The organism is Bradyrhizobium sp. AZCC 2176, assembly GCF_036924645.1.
Lineage (GTDB): Bacteria > Pseudomonadota > Alphaproteobacteria > Rhizobiales > Xanthobacteraceae > Bradyrhizobium.
The window spans coordinates 695,940-711,119 of sequence record NZ_JAZHRX010000001.1 but is presented as its reverse complement, the minus strand read 5'-3'; the positions used below and the strand labels follow the sequence as shown (position 1 = coordinate 711,119).

General features: G+C 62.6%; 16 protein-coding genes. 6 read left to right on the top strand and 10 right to left on the bottom strand.

What is annotated here, in order from left to right; translation table 11 throughout:
• Positions 1-103: 103 nt before the first annotated feature.
• From V1288_RS03180 to V1288_RS03160, 5 genes are all read right to left on the bottom strand, one after another.
• A complete protein-coding gene (locus V1288_RS03180; protein WP_334355692.1) occupies positions 104-352 on the bottom strand; it encodes a YodC family protein in 249 nt (82 codons plus the stop codon).
• Positions 353-421: 69 nt separating this feature from the next.
• Positions 422-1,309 carry an oxygen-dependent coproporphyrinogen oxidase gene (gene hemF, locus V1288_RS03175; RefSeq protein WP_334355691.1) on the bottom strand — a complete coding sequence of 296 codons (888 nt, stop codon included), beginning with the start codon at positions 1,307-1,309 and terminating at the stop codon, positions 422-424.
• A gap of 21 nt (positions 1,310-1,330) precedes the next feature.
• On the bottom strand, positions 1,331-1,696 hold the full coding sequence (locus V1288_RS03170; protein ID WP_334361180.1) for a 6-carboxytetrahydropterin synthase: 366 nt from the start codon (positions 1,694-1,696) through the stop codon (positions 1,331-1,333).
• Positions 1,697-1,727: 31 nt separating this feature from the next.
• The gene (gene queE / locus V1288_RS03165; protein WP_334355690.1) at positions 1,728-2,360 is read right to left on the bottom strand and encodes a 7-carboxy-7-deazaguanine synthase; all 633 of its coding nucleotides are present in this window, start codon (positions 2,358-2,360) and stop codon (positions 1,728-1,730) included.
• A 19-nt stretch (positions 2,361-2,379) separates the two neighbouring features.
• Positions 2,380-2,850 (bottom strand): tRNA (cytidine(34)-2'-O)-methyltransferase, encoded by a 471-nt coding sequence (locus V1288_RS03160; protein WP_334355689.1) that lies wholly within the window; start codon positions 2,848-2,850, stop codon positions 2,380-2,382.
• A gap of 280 nt (positions 2,851-3,130) precedes the next feature.
• On the opposite strand from V1288_RS03160, the gene petA reads away from it, so the two are divergent.
• The 4 genes from petA to V1288_RS03140 all read left to right on the top strand — a co-directional run bounded on the left by petA (position 3,131) and on the right by V1288_RS03140 (position 7,685).
• On the top strand, positions 3,131-3,661 hold the full coding sequence (petA, locus tag V1288_RS03155) for a ubiquinol-cytochrome c reductase iron-sulfur subunit (RefSeq protein ID WP_334355688.1): 531 nt from the start codon (positions 3,131-3,133) through the stop codon (positions 3,659-3,661).
• A gap of 66 nt (positions 3,662-3,727) precedes the next feature.
• A complete protein-coding gene (locus V1288_RS03150) occupies positions 3,728-5,800 on the top strand; it encodes a cytochrome c1 (protein WP_334355687.1) in 2,073 nt (690 codons plus the stop codon).
• A 252-nt stretch (positions 5,801-6,052) separates the two neighbouring features.
• On the top strand, positions 6,053-6,727 hold the full coding sequence (locus V1288_RS03145; protein ID WP_334355686.1) for a dienelactone hydrolase family protein: 675 nt from the start codon (positions 6,053-6,055) through the stop codon (positions 6,725-6,727).
• A gap of 58 nt (positions 6,728-6,785) precedes the next feature.
• Positions 6,786-7,685 carry an NAD-dependent epimerase/dehydratase family protein gene (locus V1288_RS03140; RefSeq protein WP_334355685.1) on the top strand — a complete coding sequence of 300 codons (900 nt, stop codon included), beginning with the start codon at positions 6,786-6,788 and terminating at the stop codon, positions 7,683-7,685.
• A gap of 76 nt (positions 7,686-7,761) precedes the next feature.
• On the opposite strand, the gene V1288_RS03135 is transcribed toward V1288_RS03140, so the two are convergent.
• The gene (locus tag V1288_RS03135; protein WP_334355684.1) at positions 7,762-8,757 is read right to left on the bottom strand and encodes a VOC family protein; all 996 of its coding nucleotides are present in this window, start codon (positions 8,755-8,757) and stop codon (positions 7,762-7,764) included.
• Positions 8,758-9,087: 330 nt separating this feature from the next.
• Between V1288_RS03135 and V1288_RS03130 the strand changes: the two genes are divergently transcribed.
• Both V1288_RS03130 and V1288_RS03125 read left to right on the top strand, forming a co-directional pair.
• Positions 9,088-11,250: an anthranilate synthase component I gene (locus V1288_RS03130; RefSeq protein ID WP_334355683.1), complete on the top strand. Its 2,163-nt coding sequence runs from the start codon at positions 9,088-9,090 to the stop codon at positions 11,248-11,250.
• 16 nt (positions 11,251-11,266) lie between these two features.
• A complete protein-coding gene (locus V1288_RS03125; RefSeq protein ID WP_057841738.1) occupies positions 11,267-11,806 on the top strand; it encodes an adenine phosphoribosyltransferase in 540 nt (179 codons plus the stop codon).
• A gap of 65 nt (positions 11,807-11,871) precedes the next feature.
• On the opposite strand, the gene V1288_RS03120 is transcribed toward V1288_RS03125, so the two are convergent.
• From V1288_RS03120 to V1288_RS03105, 4 genes are all read right to left on the bottom strand, one after another.
• Complete coding sequence (locus V1288_RS03120; protein ID WP_334355682.1) at positions 11,872-12,204, bottom strand: GIY-YIG nuclease family protein; 333 nt, start codon at positions 12,202-12,204, stop codon at positions 11,872-11,874.
• A gap of 111 nt (positions 12,205-12,315) precedes the next feature.
• A complete protein-coding gene (locus V1288_RS03115; RefSeq protein ID WP_334355681.1) occupies positions 12,316-12,984 on the bottom strand; it encodes a hypothetical protein in 669 nt (222 codons plus the stop codon).
• 59 nt (positions 12,985-13,043) lie between these two features.
• Positions 13,044-13,796, bottom strand: a complete 753-nt coding sequence (locus V1288_RS03110) for a hypothetical protein (RefSeq protein ID WP_334355680.1) — start codon at positions 13,794-13,796, stop codon at positions 13,044-13,046.
• 156 nt (positions 13,797-13,952) lie between these two features.
• Positions 13,953-15,146 carry a M48 family metallopeptidase gene (locus tag V1288_RS03105; RefSeq protein ID WP_334355679.1) on the bottom strand — a complete coding sequence of 398 codons (1,194 nt, stop codon included), beginning with the start codon at positions 15,144-15,146 and terminating at the stop codon, positions 13,953-13,955.
• Positions 15,147-15,180: the final 34 nt, after the last annotated feature.

Genomic DNA, 15,180 nt, shown 5'->3' with positions numbered 1-15,180 from the left:
CATCGCGGCCGATTTGCCGCGAATATCAGATCCCCTGCACGGGGTCCAATTCCGGGAAACGACGTCGCCGGGCTGTGGATGCCGGGCGACGCCGAAGATTCGCTTAAGCGACTTTGCTGGCGTGCTCGTCCTCTTCCTCTTCATCGTCTTCTTCGTCTTCCTCATCTTCCTCTTCGTCATCCGACGTATCGGTTTCGGCGAGTTCAAGGACGGCTAACGGCAGCGTCTCGCGAAAGAGATCGCCTTCATTGCCCATCCACACGCACGCAACATTGCCGTCGCTGACTTCCGCTACGCTGAGCGGATGGCCGCCGGACTTCAGAATGACGACATCACCTGGTTTCAAATCCATGATCTGCTCCTTGGAATGCATGACACGAATCGCATTCTAGCGATCGGTCATGACAAGCTGATCATGCGATCATGGCCACTTTACCTCCGGCGGCATCGACGAGAGAATGGAATCCACATTGCCGCCGGTTTTCAGCCCGAAGATCGTGCCGCGGTCGTAGAGCAGGTTGAACTCGACATAGCGTCCGCGCCGGATCAACTGCTCCTCGCGCTCGGCGGCGTTCCACGGCAGGGCGAAATTGCGCCGGACGAGTTCGGGATAGATTTTCAGGAAGGCGCGGCCGACATCCTGCGTGAAGACGAGGTCGGCCTCCCAGTCGCCGGAATCGTGCCAGTCGTAGAATATGCCGCCGATGCCGCGCGCTTCCTTGCGATGCGGCAGGTAGAAATATTCGTCGCACCACTTCTTGTATTTGTCGTAGTCGGCGACGCCGTTCGATCGCCCGCAGGCTTCCTTCATAGCCTGATGGAAGGCTATCGTGTCCGGGTCTTCCTGGGTGCGTCGGCGGTCGAGTACCGGCGTCAAGTCAGCCCCGCCGCCGAACCACGCCTTGGTGGTCACGACGAAACGGGTGTTCATGTGCACCGTCGGTACATGCGGGTTGTGCATGTGCGCGATCAGCGAAATGCCCGACGCCCAGAACCTCGGATCGTCGGCCGCGCCCGGAATCTGCGCGCGGAATTCCGGCGCGAACTCGCCGTGCACAGTCGAACAGTGCACGCCGACCTTCTCGAACAGCCGTCCGCGCATGATCGACATCACGCCGCCGCCGCCGGGCTTGCCGGTGTGGTCGGTGCGGTCCCAGGGCGTGCGCACGAAGCGTCCCGCGTCGCCGGGATAAAGCGAGGCGGGCGCATCGTCTTCCAGCCGTTCGAAGGCCGCGCAGATGTCGTTGCGCAACGCTTCGAACCAGCGCCGCGCCCGTGTCTTGCGATCCTCGATGACCGACATGTCCATGCGGAATTTCCTGACGTTGTCCTAGCCCTGCGGCCCGAAATAGGTGCAGCTCTCGTTGCAGCTGTCGCGATGAACGCTGACGCGGGTGATCTTGCCGGCGTGCTGGACGCGCTCGAAGATATAGCGCGAAATATTTTCCAGTGTCGGCGTTCCCAGCGCCTCGACCTTGTTCAGGAACTTGTGGTCGAGGGTCTTGCGGACTTCCTCCATGCTGCGTTCGAGCAGGCCGAGATCGAGCACCATGCCGGTTTCCGGATCGGGCGTGCCGCGCACGCTCACCTCGGCGCGAAACGAGTGGCCGTGAATTTCCTCGCTGGCCGCGCCGAAGGTCGTTCCCTTCAGCGAATGCGCGGCTTCGAAGCGAAATGATTTGGTCAATTCCCACATCTTGAAAATCTGGTTCCTATCTGATGCCAAGTTATCTGATGCCAAGTGTCTTGTGTGTCTGCAGGCTGAGCCGCCATTGCGGATGGCGCAGACAGTAGTCGACCGTGCGCGCGGTGTTTTCGATCACGTCGGGTCCGTCCATCGGCTGCAGCGAAAAACGTTCGAAATCGAGTCCCGCAAAATCTTCCGGCGCCGCTCCGGCCTGCGGATAGACCAGCTTCAATTCGTGGCCGCGGCGCACCACAAGCCCGGCGCCGGCTTTCGGGCTGACGCAGACCCAGTCCATCCCGCCGGGCGGTTCGATCGTTCCGTTGGTTTCGATGCCGATGGCGAAGCCGCGCGCATGCAGCGCATCGATGAAGGGGGTATCGACCTGCAGCAGGGGCTCGCCGCCGGTCAGGACCACATAGCGGTTGATATTCTCGCCGGTCCATTGCCCGGCAATGACGTCGGCGAGTTCGTCCGCCGTGGCGTAGCGGCCGCCCAGCGTGCCGTCGGTGCCGACAAAGTCGGTATCGCAGAACTTGCAGGTGGCGGTGGCGCGGTCCTGCTCGCGGCCGCTCCAGAGGTTGCAGCCGGAAAAACGGCAAAACACCGCTGCGCGGCCGGCATGCGCGCCTTCGCCCTGCAAGGTCAGGAATATTTCTTTGACCGCGTAGCTCACCATCTCTCCTTAGACCGCATCAGACTGAATCTGCCCGGATCGCGGAACCGGTCTGCCGCAGCGCCTCGCCCAATGCCATGGCCGCTGCCATGGCCACATTGAGCGAGCGCAAGCCCGGCCTGATCGGGATCACCAGCCGTGCATCGGCAGCGGAGGCGACCTCATCGGGTACCCCTGCGGATTCGCGCCCGAACAGCAGGACATCGTCCCGCCGGTAGCTGAAATCCAGATAGGAACCGGCCCCCTTGGTCGTAAACAGCAGCAGCCGGAAACGTGCCTCGTTACGCCATTGCTCGAATTTTGGCCATGAGTCATGGCGGGTAAGGGCGACATGATCAAGGTAGTCCATTCCCGCCCGGCGGAAATGCCGGTCGGAGATCGGAAAGCCGGCCGGCTCGATGATATGGGCAGCCGCGCCCAGGCACGCACACAGGCGCAGAATCGTTCCCGTGTTCTGGGGGATGTCCGGCTGGAAAAGCGCGATGTGCATGGTGTCGAGGCTTCGGACGTGCGGATGAAATGTATTGAATAAATCACGCTCGGGCGCGGATTTAGTGCATTGCACGCTTGCCAGCCGATAGCGGGCTTGCGCTCTCACGGCAAGGGTGCCAATAGAACGATTCTGGACTGCTTGTTCCGCCGGATTGGGGGAGGAAAAGCGGTTTTTCTGCCGCCGCGGGGGCCGCGGGCGCCGGCAGCCTCTTCGGGGTCGCGCTTTTGGCGCCTCCGGGGCGGTTCCGCTGGCTGCAGATAAGAAAGGGCTTGGAATCGTGACGACAGCGTCTTCGGCGGACCATCCGACACGCCGTGATTTCCTTTTTGTTGCAACGGGAGCCGTCGCCGCCGTAGGCGCGGCTGCCACGGTCTGGCCGCTGGTTGCCCAGATGAACCCGGATGCCGCGACGGTCGCGGCCGGCGCGCCAATCGAGGTCGACTTGACCCCGATCGCCGAGGGACAGGACATCAAGGTGTTCTGGCGCGGCAAGCCGATCTACATCAGTCACCGGACCAAGAAGCAGATCGACGAGGCCCGCAAGGTACCGGTATCGAGCCTGCCCGATCCGCAGAGCGACGAGCAGCGCGTCAAGCCGGGCCATGACCAGTGGCTGGTCGTGGTCGGCATCTGCACGCATCTCGGCTGTATCCCGATCGCCCATGAGGGCGCTTACGACGGCTTCTTCTGCCCGTGCCACGGTTCGGTCTACGACACCTCGGGCCGCATCCGTCAGGGACCCGCGCCGGCCAACCTGCCGGTGCCGCCCTACAGCTTCGTTTCCGATACCAAAATCCAGATCGGGTAAGGGCTCGGACACCTGTCCGGGACCCGTTAACCCGTCGCGTCGTTTTACTTCCTCAGGATCGCATCAATGAGCGGACCATCCGATTTCCAGCCGACCAATCCCGCCTTGAAGTGGATCGAACGGCGCCTCCCGATCATGGGACTCATGCACTCCTCGTTCGTGGCGTATCCGACGCCGCGTAACCTGAACTACTGGTGGACGTTCGGCGCCATCCTTTCGCTGATGCTGGGCGTGCAGATCCTGACCGGCGTGATCCTGGCGATGCACTACACGCCGCATGCCGATCTCGCCTTCAAATCGGTCGAGCTGATCGTCCGCGACGTCAATTACGGCTGGCTGCTGCGCAACATCCACGCCTCCGGCGCCTCGATGTTCTTCTTCGCCGTCTACATCCACATGTTCCGCGGCCTCTATTACGGGTCGTACAAGGAGCCGCGCGAAGTGCTGTGGATCCTCGGCGTCATCATCTATCTGCTGATGATGGCCACCGGCTTCATGGGCTACGTGCTGCCGTGGGGCCAGATGAGCTTCTGGGGCGCCACCGTCATCACCAATTTGTTCTCTGCCGTGCCTTATTTCGGCGAGAGCATCGTGACCTTGCTGTGGGGTGGCTATGCCGTCGGCAATCCGACGCTGAATCGCTTCTTCTCGCTGCACTACCTGCTGCCGTTCGTGATCGCCGGCGTCGTCGTGCTGCATATCTGGGCGCTGCATGTGGCTGGCCAGAACAACCCGGCCGGTATCGAGCCGAAGACCGAAAAGGACACGGTAGCGTTCACGCCCTACGCGACCATCAAGGACATGTTCGGCGTTTCCTGCTTCCTGCTGTTCTTCGCCTGGTTCATCTTCTACATGCCGAACTACCTCGGCGACGCCGACAACTACATCCCGGCGAACCCCGGCGTAACTCCCGCGCATATCGTGCCCGAATGGTACTACCTGCCGTTCTACGCGATCCTGCGCTCGATCCCGAACAAGCTCGCGGGCGTCGTCGCGATGTTCGGCGCGATCATCATCCTGGCGTTCCTGCCCTGGCTGGACAGCGCCAAAACGCGCTCGTCGAAATATCGTCCGCTGGCCAAGCAGTTCTTCTGGATGTTCGTCGTCGTCTGCATCGGGCTCGGCTATCTCGGCGCCCAGCCGCCGGAAGGCATCTATGTGATCGTCGGCCGTATTCTGACGGCGGCCTACTTCGCCTACTTCCTGATCCTGCTGCCGTTGCTCGCCCGGATCGAGAAACCGCGTCCGGTGCCGAATTCGATCGCCGATGACGTGTTGGCCAAGTCCGGCGGCAAAGCTGCGCCGATGGTGTCGACGGTGATCGCGCTGATGGTTGCAGGCGGGCTGCTCATGAGCGGCGCGCAGAACGCGCGCGCCGACGATCATGGTGACAAGCCGCCCGGACTGAAGTGGTCGTTCTCCGGTCCGTTCGGCAAGTTCGACCGCGGCGCATTGCAGCGCGGCCTCAAGGTCTACAAGGAAGTCTGTTCCTCCTGCCACGGCCTGTCCTACGTTGCCTTCCGCAACCTCGCCGAAGCCGGCGGGCCCGGCTATTCGGTAGCCCAGGCTCAGGCGTTCGCCTCCGACTACAAGATCAAGGACGGCCCGAACGATCAGGGCGAGATGTTCGAGCGGCCGGGCCGGCCGGCGGATTATTTCCCGTCGCCGTTCCCGAACGAGCAGGCCGCCCGAGCGGCCAATGGCGGCGCGGCGCCGCCGGACCTGTCGCTGATCACCAAGGCGCGTTCCTACAAGCGCGGCTTCCCGATGTTCGTGATCGACTTCTTCACCCAGTATCAGGAGCAGGGCCCGGATTACGTTGCCGCGGTGCTGCAGGGCTATGAGGACAAGGCGCCGGCCGGCTTCACACTGCCGGAAGGGTCCAACTACAACAGGTATTTTCCCGGCCACGCCATCAAGATGCCGAAGCCGCTGAACGACGGCCAGGTCACCTATGACGACGGCTCGCCGGCGACGGTCGCGCAATACGCCAAGGACGTCACCACGTTCCTGATGTGGACCGCGGAGCCGCATATGGAGGCGCGCAAGGCGCTTGGTCTGCAGGTGTTCGTATTCCTGATCCTGCTTACCATCCTGTTGTACTTCACCAAGAAGAAGGTCTGGGCCAACGCCCACTGACCAAGGTGCACGCGATTTTCGGAAAAGCCCCTGCGGGGGCTTTTTTGTTGCCCTGACCCGACCCGTGGCGTTTTCGAGCGAAGTGGGTACCGGTTCGCGTGAAGAAAACGCGTCAAAACAAGAAGCTAGAGCTTCGGTTCTGATTCAATCAGAACCGATAATGCTCTAGGCGCGCGGATCGAGCGATTGCTTCCGGAACGCACTGCGGACAAAATACCGATCAATCATCCAGAAATCAGCGCGGAGGAACCCATGGGTACCAGCATCACGTTCAAGCGGCCGGACGGCAAGGATGCCAGCGGCTATCTCGCCAATGCCGCGCGCGGCAATGCGCCGGGCGTGGTCGTGATCCAGGAATGGTGGGGCCTGCAGGACCAGATCAAGGGCCTGTGCGACCGGTTCGCGGTGGCGGGCTTCGATGCGCTGGCGCCCGATCTCTACAAGGGCACGGTGGTGCCGTATCACGACACGGATGCGGCCGGCAAAGAGATGAACTCGCTGGATTTCATGGACGCCACCACGCAGACCGTGCGCGGCGCCGCGCAATATCTGTCGCGCAATGGCGCCAAGGTCGGGTTGACCGGCTTCTGCCTCGGTGGTGCCGTGACCATCATCGGCGCCACCAAAATTCCGGAGCTTGCGGCCGGCGTGGTGTTTTACGGCATTCCGCCGGAGCAGGCGGCAAAGCCCGCGGATGTGAAGATTCCGCTGCAGGCCCATTTCGCCAACAAGGACGACTGGTGCACGCCGCAGGTGGTCGATGCCTTTGAGCAGGGCATGAAGGCCGCCGGCAAGTCGCTCGAGCTGTTCCGCTATGATGCCGAGCACGCCTTCGTCAACGAGCAGCGGCAATCCGTGCATGACCGTCAGGCCGCCGAACTTGCCTGGGGCAGGGCGACGGAGTTTTTCAAGAAGCATCTCGGATGATGCCGGTCGGACGCGCCGGCCGTCGCCGAACTCAATACGGCCCGCGTGAGGTTCAGGAATGAAAATCTTCTGCACGGGCGCATCGGGCTATATCGGCGGATCGGTTGCGGCGCATCTCGTTGCTGCCGGACACCAGGTAACGGGCCTTGTTCGTTCGCCGGAGAAAGCCGAGGCGGTTCGCGCGCGGGGCATCCAGCCGGTGCTGGGAACGCTCGATGACGGGGAAACTCTTGCGCAAGCGGCGCAAGCTGCCGACGTCGTCGTCAACGCGGCGAGCGCCGATCACAGAGGCGCGGTCGAGAACCTGCTCCGCGCGCTTGCTGGCAGCGGCAAGCCGTTCATCCATACATCGGGATCGAGCATTGTCGGCACGCGCGCCACGGGCCACCGGACCGACGCAGTCTTCGACGAAGATACCCCCGTCACGCCGTCACCCGCGCGCGCGGCGCGGGTCGCGCTGAACGAGTTCATTCTCTCCCATCGCGACAAAGGTTGCCGTCCGGTCATTATCTGCCCGAGCCTGATCTACGGCCGCGGCCTTGGCTGCGGACCTGACAGCGTGCAAGTTCCTCTGCTGATCAGGCTGGCAAAAAAGCGCGGCAACGCCGCGCATGCCGGACCCGGCGAGAACATCTGGTCGAATGTGCATATCGACGATCTCGTGACGCTCTACGCCGTTGCGATCGACAAGGCTCCGGCAGGCAGCTTTTATTTTGCCGAGAACGGCGAGAATTCGATGCGCGAAACCTGCGAGGCCATCAATCGCATGCTGGGTTTTGTGGGATCGCCCACGGCGATGTCGATGGCCGAAGCCGCCGCCGAATGGGGCGAAGGCACGACAGAGGATACGATGGCGTCCAACAGCCGGGTGCGGGCCAAGCGCGCGCGGCAGCTTGGCTGGAGGCCGAACGCGCGCGGATTGATCGAGGAGATCGAGCAGGGGTGTTACCGGGAGTAGGCGCACGAGTCGTAGCGCATCCGTCGTCCCTGCGAACGCATGCGTTCGCAGGGACGACGTCTGTTATGAGGCGCTACTAGCCCTTCACCCCGTCCCACCACGCGCACGTCCCTGACATCAGCTTGTAATTGCCTTCCATCACCTGCACCGGCGCGCGCAGGCCGGAGGCTGCGGCGCGCAGGCGCATTTCGCGGGCGACTTCGCGGTCCTCGGGTGGCAGCCAGACGCGCTCGTGGCCCCACAGGCTGGGGCCGTCATGCATCTCGACCGGCTGCCACGTTGCGGGATCGATTTCGCGGCCGCCCCAGCCGCATTCGATCATGAAGGACGACGGCGTCTTGGCGTAGAACGAAGTCATGAAATCGTTGGTATGCCGGCCGAGCGTGACGCCGACGCGGTCTTCCTGAGTTTGCGCGATGTCGTAGCACTGGCCGACATCGTCGAGCGAGAACATCTCCACCATCAGGTGGTGCATGCCGTTCCTGCCGCTCTCGATCAGCGCGAGGCTGTGATGCCGCGCGTTGACGTGGAAGAAATAGGCACGGAACGGTTTTGAGATGTAGTCGGAAAGCCCGAAGCCGAGCACATCGACATAGAATGCCATCACCGGCTCGATATTCTCGACCGTCAGCACGGCATGCCCGAGCCCGAGCGGGCCGGTGCGGAATCCCGAAATCGATCGTCCCGGCGTAAAGGGCGTATCGTCGATCTCGGGGCCGTAAAAGGCTTCCAGGCGGTTACCGGCGGGATCACGAAATGAAATCAGGCTGCGGACGCGCCGGGCATCAGCCAGCGTCTGAAGCTCGGCCGTGACAGGCACGCCGGCCTTTTCCAGCCGCGCCGCCAGTGCGTCCAGCGCTGCGCTGTCGGCGACCTCCCAGCCGAAGAAGCGCGTCTCCTCGCCCATAGCGCGGTCGATCACGATGCGCTGCTTGCGGTCGTCCATCCGGAACGCCAGCAGCGAGTTGCCGCGCTCGACCGCCTGCAGCCCGACGAGGCCGGTCCCGAACTGTCGCCAGTCCTCGAGGTTGGCCGATCCGAAGCCGGCATATCCCAGACCCAGCAATGCCACCGCCAGCCTCCCTTGTTTGCATTCCTTACGCCCCCAGAAAGCGCCGCTGCTTGCTCCAAATCCTACGCAAGTTTTCGGCCCGCCGACACCCAAAGATCGGGCCGGATGGGGCATCCCGGCCACCGCCTCTCTTGACATCATCACCGGCGGATGGTGTTTAGGGTTCCATGAACACCGTTATCAGCCCATCCCGTCTTTGGTGGCGCACCTCTTAAAGAGGTGGCCGGTGCGATTTCATTTTTTCAATCGTCGAAGGTCGCCATCGCAGTGCGACGGTCCCTTCGTTTGTCCTGTGTGGCGCTCCCTCCCGAAGTTTCGTAAGAGGATCACATGAACAGGACAGCCTTCTCCCTGCCGGAGCACAGCGACTACCGGACCAGCGGCGGCCTTGCGATTTCGCGTTCCGTCGAGCAGTTCACCGGCAATGCCAAGCGCCTCGACGACCTGATCGAATTGCTCGACCGCCGCCGCGGGGTGGTGCTGTCCTCGGGCACCACGGTGCCGGGGCGCTACGAGAGTTTCGACCTCGGCTTTGCCGATCCGCCGCTGGTGCTGGAAACCGCCGGATCCAACTTTTCGCTTTCTGCGCTGAATGCGCGGGGCGAGGTGCTGATCGCGTTTCTGGGCGATGTGCTGCGCGAGCCCTGCGTGGTCATTTCTGAAAAAAGTCCGACGCGGCTGGCCGGCCACATCATCCGCGGCGCGGCGCCGGTCGAGGAAGACCAGCGCACGCGCCGCGCCAGCGTGATGTCGCTGGTACGCGATCTCGTCGCCGCCTTGTCAGCCAATGACGATCCGCTGCTCGGCCTGTTCGGCGCCTTCGCCTACGACCTCGTGTTCCAGATCGAGGACCTCGTACAGAAACGGGCCCGCGAGGCCGACCAGCGCGACATCGTGCTGTATGTACCGGATCGTCTGTTGGCCTATGACCGCGCCACCGGCCGCGGTGTCGTGCTGAGCTACGATTTTTCCTGGAAAGGAAAATCCACCAAGGGTCTGCCGCGCGACACCGCCGAGAGCTTCTACGCCAAAACGCCGCGCCAGGGATTTGCCGACCACGCGCCCGGCGAATATCAGGCAACCGTCGAGGTCGCGCGCGCGGCGTTCGCGCGCGGCGACCTGTTCGAGGCAGTGCCCGGACAATTGTTCGCCGAACCCTGTGAGCGTTCGCCGGCCGAAGTGTTCCAGCGGCTGTGCCGCATCAACCCGTCGCCCTATGGCGCGCTGATGAATCTCGGCGACGGCGAATTTCTGGTGTCGGCCTCGCCGGAAATGTTCGTCCGCTCCGACGGTCGCCGGGTCGAGACCTGCCCGATCTCGGGCACGATCGCACGCGGCGTCGATGCGATCGGCGATGCCGAGCAAATCCGGCAGTTGCTGAACTCGGAGAAGGACGAGTTCGAACTCAACATGTGCACCGACGTCGACCGCAACGACAAGGCGCGGGTGTGCGTGCCAGGGACGATCAAGGTTCTTGCGCGGCGGCAGATCGAGACCTACTCAAAGCTGTTTCATACCGTCGACCACGTCGAAGGCATGTTGCGCCCGGGCTTCGATGCGCTCGATGCTTTCCTGACCCATGCCTGGGCGGTCACCGTGACCGGTGCGCCGAAATTGTGGGCAATGCAGTTCGTCGAGGACAACGAGCGCTCGTCGCGGCGCTGGTACGCCGGCGCGATTGGTGCTGTGAATTTCGACGGCAGCATCAATACCGGGCTCACCATCCGCACCATCCGGATGAAGGACGGCCTCGCCGAAGTGCGCGTCGGCGCCACCTGCCTGTTCGATTCCGATCCCGCGGCGGAAGATCGCGAGTGCCAGGTCAAGGCGGCGGCGCTGTTCCAGGCGCTGCGCGGTGACGCGCCGAAACCGCTGTCGACGTTTGCGCCCGATGCCACAGGATCGGGCCGCAAGGTGCTCCTGATCGATCACGACGACAGTTTTGTGCACATGCTGGCGGATTATTTCCGCCAGGTCGGTGCCAGCGTCACGGTGGTCCGGCACGTCCATGCCCAGGAGATGCTGAAGAAGAACTGGGATTTGCTGGTGCTGTCGCCCGGCCCGGGACGTCCTGAGGACTTTGGGATTTCGAAAACCATCGGCGCGGCGCTCGACCGAAAACTGCCGATCTTTGGGGTCTGCCTCGGCGTGCAGGCGATCGGCGAATATTTCGGCGGCCAACTCGGCCAGCTCACCCAGCCCGCGCACGGACGGCCGTCGCGGATTCAGGTGCGCGGCGGACGGCTGATGCAGAACCTGCCGAACGAGATCGTGATCGGCCGCTATCATTCGCTCTATGTCGAGCGCGACAGCGTGCCGGAAGTGCTCGAGGTCACTGCGACCACCGAGGACGGCGTCGCAATGGCGATCGAACACAAGACGCTGCCGGTCGGCGGCGTGCAGTTTCACCCGGAATCGCTGATGTCTCTTGGCGGCGAGGTGGGACTGCGTATCGTCGAAAACGCGTTTCGTCTGAACGTACCAGTCAATTGAGGATTGCGAGAGACCGATGACATTCGATCATGACATCAAGGCCACCGTCCGCACCATTCCGGATTACCCGAAAAAGGGCATACTGTTTCGTGACATCACCACTCTGCTGGCGGATGCGCGCGCCTTTCGTCGTGCTGTCGATGAACTGGTGCAGCCCTGGGCGGGATTGAAGATCGATAAGGTCGCCGGCATCGAGGCGAGGGGATTCATCCTAGGTGGCGCGGTGGCGCATCAGGTATCCGCGGGCTTCGTGCCGATCCGGAAAAAAGGCAAGCTGCCGCACACCACCGTGCGGATCGCCTATTCGCTGGAATACGGCCTCGATGAAATGGAAATGCATGCCGACGCGGTCCATCCCGGCGAACGCGTCATCCTGGTCGATGATCTCATCGCCACCGGCGGCACCGCGGAAGGCGCGGTGAAGCTGCTGCGCCAGATCGGCGCCAACGTCGTCGCGGCCTGCTTCATCATCGACCTCCCAGATTTGGGCGGTGCCGCCAAGCTGCGCGCGATGGAAGTGCCGGTGCGCACGCTGATGGCATTCGAGGGGCACTAAGCTTTCTTCGCCTGAGACTCTTCCTATGGGTGTGGGTCTCGGCGTTCACCAAGACGACAACAACATCAGACCGCCTCCGCATTAAGCTGCGCTCGCCAGTGCAGCGCGCGCTCCTTCAGCAGCGCGTCACGGAAATAGGGCGTTTCTTCCTCTTCCAGCCGTTCGCATTCCTCGAACGTCAAGCTGTCCGGCCCGTACGTGGTCCATGCCGCCTGCAGGCTGCGGCAGGTGTGGCTGCCTTGGCGCAACGAGAACCAGATGCGGTTCTGGATCTTCTCGAGGTTGGGCGTCTGGCCGACCCATGCCTGGGGCGAGGCCTTGCAGCGGATGACGAAAACTCCTGCGAAGGTTTTTCGCTCCTTGTAGGCAGCGATGGCCGCCTTTCTGTCTGATGTCACGGGGATGGTCTCGCCGGTTGCAGGCAGGCCGGAGGCAATATCAGACGAGGCGCGTTACGTCAATATTACCCGGGTAATATTTACGGCGCGCTGAGCCGGCCAAGAGGAGTTTCACGTCCGCTCCGGGAGCAAGCTGAACTCGAGCTCGCGAAAGCTGGTGTAGTTCCTGCGGATCCACTGGTGCAGCTCGGTCGACGAATCCCGCTCATTGCGCAGGTAGTCGGTGAAGGAGAAGGTCAGCCGGTCGACATAGGTCTTCAGGAACGAGGGCAGGGCTGTTATCCGCAGCACCCGCCCCAGGCCCATCATCTCAGGCAGTTCGCCCCGCACGACGTACTCATTGTCGACCGTAATCAGCGCTTTCAGCGGGATCTGCTCGCGCAACATCGGATAGCTGCGCGCGGAAACGCGATCGGTATCGGCCACGAACAGGATGATCGGCGCGACGCTGCGCCGTGCGGCCTCTTTCAGGAAGCCGATCTCGTTGGTCATCTTGAAGAACTCGTCGAACGCATGAAAGCCAAGGTCGATCACCTTGGCGATGCCGTCATTGACGATCAGGCGGTCCATGAGCTGCATCTTGCCATAGGTATCCATGACGTCGGCCGTCTCGGTCAGGCGCGGCAGATATTCGAGCAGCGACGGTTCCTTCAGGTTGATGTCGAAGGAGGACACCGTGCCGTCTTTCAGCAGCAGGAATTCGCTCAAGAGCCGCGCGAGCAGCGTCTTGCCGACCAGCGGTCGAGGCGAGCAGATGATGTAAACAGGGGTGGCGCTCATCACCCGCTATATCAAAGGAATTTTTCGCCTATTCCAGCCCCATCGCGGCGGGTGCGCGACTATTTTTCACCGCCGCGCACGCCAGGCTTGGCGCCGACCAGATCGGTCAGCTTGATGCGGTCGAACTCGCTCCAGACGTTGGCGAGCCAGTGCCGGACATAGCCGCGCAGCACGAACGAATAGTTCGCGGCTTCGTCCTCCTTGCCCTTGTTGGCGACGAATTTGAGGAACGGCACCGAGGAAACCTCGACCTGCTCATAGGCCATTTCGTTGAGCTTGGGGATGACGAGGTCGGTGGCGTCCTTGATGCGGTGAAAGTAGGAGTTGTAGGTGGACTGGTCCCACTGGAAGAACTGGGTGTCGTTGATGAAGTTCTTCACCAGGAAATATTTGGCGCCGTGCATGAAGCCTGCGGTCTCGGCGATTTCGTCCAGCGAAGCGATCGAGGGGCCCAGGATATGAAACACGGCGAAGGTGATCTGGCCCGCCTTCGCGGCGTCGAGAAAGCCGATGTCGCGCAGCGAGGCCAAGGCCGGCGACAGCAGTCCGGCGCGGACGTCGATTACCGTGACCGAGGGGCTGACCGCATTCAGCGTATCGAAGATCTTCATCTGGTCCGAGGTCGTCGTCATGTCGACGATCTCGGTGATGTCGGGGTGGAAGCGCTTCAGCGTGCCGCGCGGCGATTCGGTGTCGAATGCCCGGGTCGGCACGTTGTTGGCGCTGAAGTAATCCAGGAGCGTACGCGACACGGTCGTCTTGCCGACCCCGCCCTTGTCCGCGCCCACCACAATCACGACTGGCTTTGCCATGGAATTCCCTTGAACTGCAGCTCCGACCGCGGGGAGCGGTCGGCAGGCCCCATTCCCTGCTTTGGGCGCGAACATGGCAGAAACAAGGGATAATTCAATTCCTTAGACGGCTGTCGCCATTATTCATACGGAATTCGTTAATCCGGAGGCGGTTGCTTAGCGATGCGGGCCCCAAGGACCCTCTGAGGGGCCGGGACGTGTGCCCGGAACGCTGGCCGGTTCGCTGGCGTCGCTCCCCGGGCCGCGGGGAACCGGCGGTTGGAGTTGGCCGGTGGCCGATTCGTCCGGCGCATCGGGTTCGTCCGCCGTATCCGGCGGCAAGGCCATCGGGCCGGGATCATGACCGCCGGCGAACTGCACCAGCGCCTTGACGCGATTGTCCACCGACGGATGGGTCGCGAACAGGTCGGCAAATCCCTCGCGCGGATTATCGACGCAGAGTTCCATGATCGCGGACGTTGCGCCGGGAAGTTCGCCGCGGTTCTCGATCTTGCGCAGCGCCGTGATCATGGCATCGGGATTCTTGGTCAGTTCGACTGAGCCGGCGTCGGCCAGCAATTCGCGCGACCGCGACAGCGCCAGCTTGACGACTTGCGACAGCAGCCAAGCCAGCAGGATCAGCACGACCGCGATGATAACAGCGATGATCGCGCCGCCACCCCCCTTTTTGTCGCGGTCGGACGACGATGAAGAAGACGACGATGAGGAAGATGACGACGACCAGCCGCTGCCGCTCGAATTCCACGACAGGTTGGTGAACGTGCGAAAGAACAATTCGCCGAAAAAGCCGACCACGCCGGCGATGATCATGGCGACCACCATCAACTGCACGTCGCCATTGCGTATATGTGTGAGCTCGTGGCCGAGCACGGCCTCGATCTCCTGATCGTTGAGCGCCTGCAGAAGACCCGATGTCACCGTGATGGAATATTGCCGCCGGTTGAGGCCAGCGGCGAAGGCGTTCAGCGCCGGGCTGTCCATCATCTTCAGCTTCGGCATCGGGATGCCGCGCGAGATGCAGAGATTTTCCAGGAGATTATAGAGGCGGGGCTGCTGTTGCCGCGTCACGCTCTCGCCGCCGGTCACGGCATCGATCATGTTCTGGTGGAAGAAATAGGCGATCACGATCCACAGCGCGGCGGCAATCGTGGCGTAGGGGAAGGCCGCGATCAGGTCGCGCGATGCATGCATCAGGTAATAGTTGACCGATTGGTCGCTGTGCAGCAGCGCTTCGGCGACCAACGCGCCGGCAAAAACCAGCACGTAGATCAGGAGAAACAGGCCGGCGAGCAGCAGCATCGAGCGAAATTTGTTCGACGCGATATGCGTGTAGAGACCGTACGCGGCCATGATGGGCTTCCGCTAACCACCGTCATTCCGGGGC

Excerpts from the sequence above, each read along its gene's own strand:
- V1288_RS03180 (WP_334355692.1), bottom strand. The coding sequence starts at position 352 with ATGGATTTGAAACCAGGTGATGTCGTCATTCTGAAGTCCGGCGGCCAT.
- hemF (WP_334355691.1), bottom strand. The coding sequence starts at position 1,309 with ATGGACATGTCGGTCATCGAGGATCGCAAGACACGGGCGCGGCGCTGG.
- V1288_RS03170 (WP_334361180.1), bottom strand. The coding sequence starts at position 1,696 with ATGTGGGAATTGACCAAATCATTTCGCTTCGAAGCCGCGCATTCGCTG.
- V1288_RS03160 (WP_334355689.1), bottom strand. The coding sequence starts at position 2,850 with ATGCACATCGCGCTTTTCCAGCCGGACATCCCCCAGAACACGGGAACG.
- V1288_RS03150 (WP_334355687.1), top strand. The coding sequence starts at position 3,728 with ATGAGCGGACCATCCGATTTCCAGCCGACCAATCCCGCCTTGAAGTGG.
- V1288_RS03145 (WP_334355686.1), top strand. The coding sequence starts at position 6,053 with ATGGGTACCAGCATCACGTTCAAGCGGCCGGACGGCAAGGATGCCAGC.
- V1288_RS03140 (WP_334355685.1), top strand. The coding sequence starts at position 6,786 with ATGAAAATCTTCTGCACGGGCGCATCGGGCTATATCGGCGGATCGGTT.
- V1288_RS03130 (WP_334355683.1), top strand. The coding sequence starts at position 9,088 with ATGAACAGGACAGCCTTCTCCCTGCCGGAGCACAGCGACTACCGGACC.
- V1288_RS03125 (WP_057841738.1), top strand. The coding sequence starts at position 11,267 with ATGACATTCGATCATGACATCAAGGCCACCGTCCGCACCATTCCGGAT.
- V1288_RS03115 (WP_334355681.1), bottom strand. The coding sequence starts at position 12,984 with ATGAGCGCCACCCCTGTTTACATCATCTGCTCGCCTCGACCGCTGGTC.
- V1288_RS03110 (WP_334355680.1), bottom strand. The coding sequence starts at position 13,796 with ATGGCAAAGCCAGTCGTGATTGTGGTGGGCGCGGACAAGGGCGGGGTC.
- V1288_RS03105 (WP_334355679.1), bottom strand. The coding sequence starts at position 15,146 with ATGGCCGCGTACGGTCTCTACACGCATATCGCGTCGAACAAATTTCGC.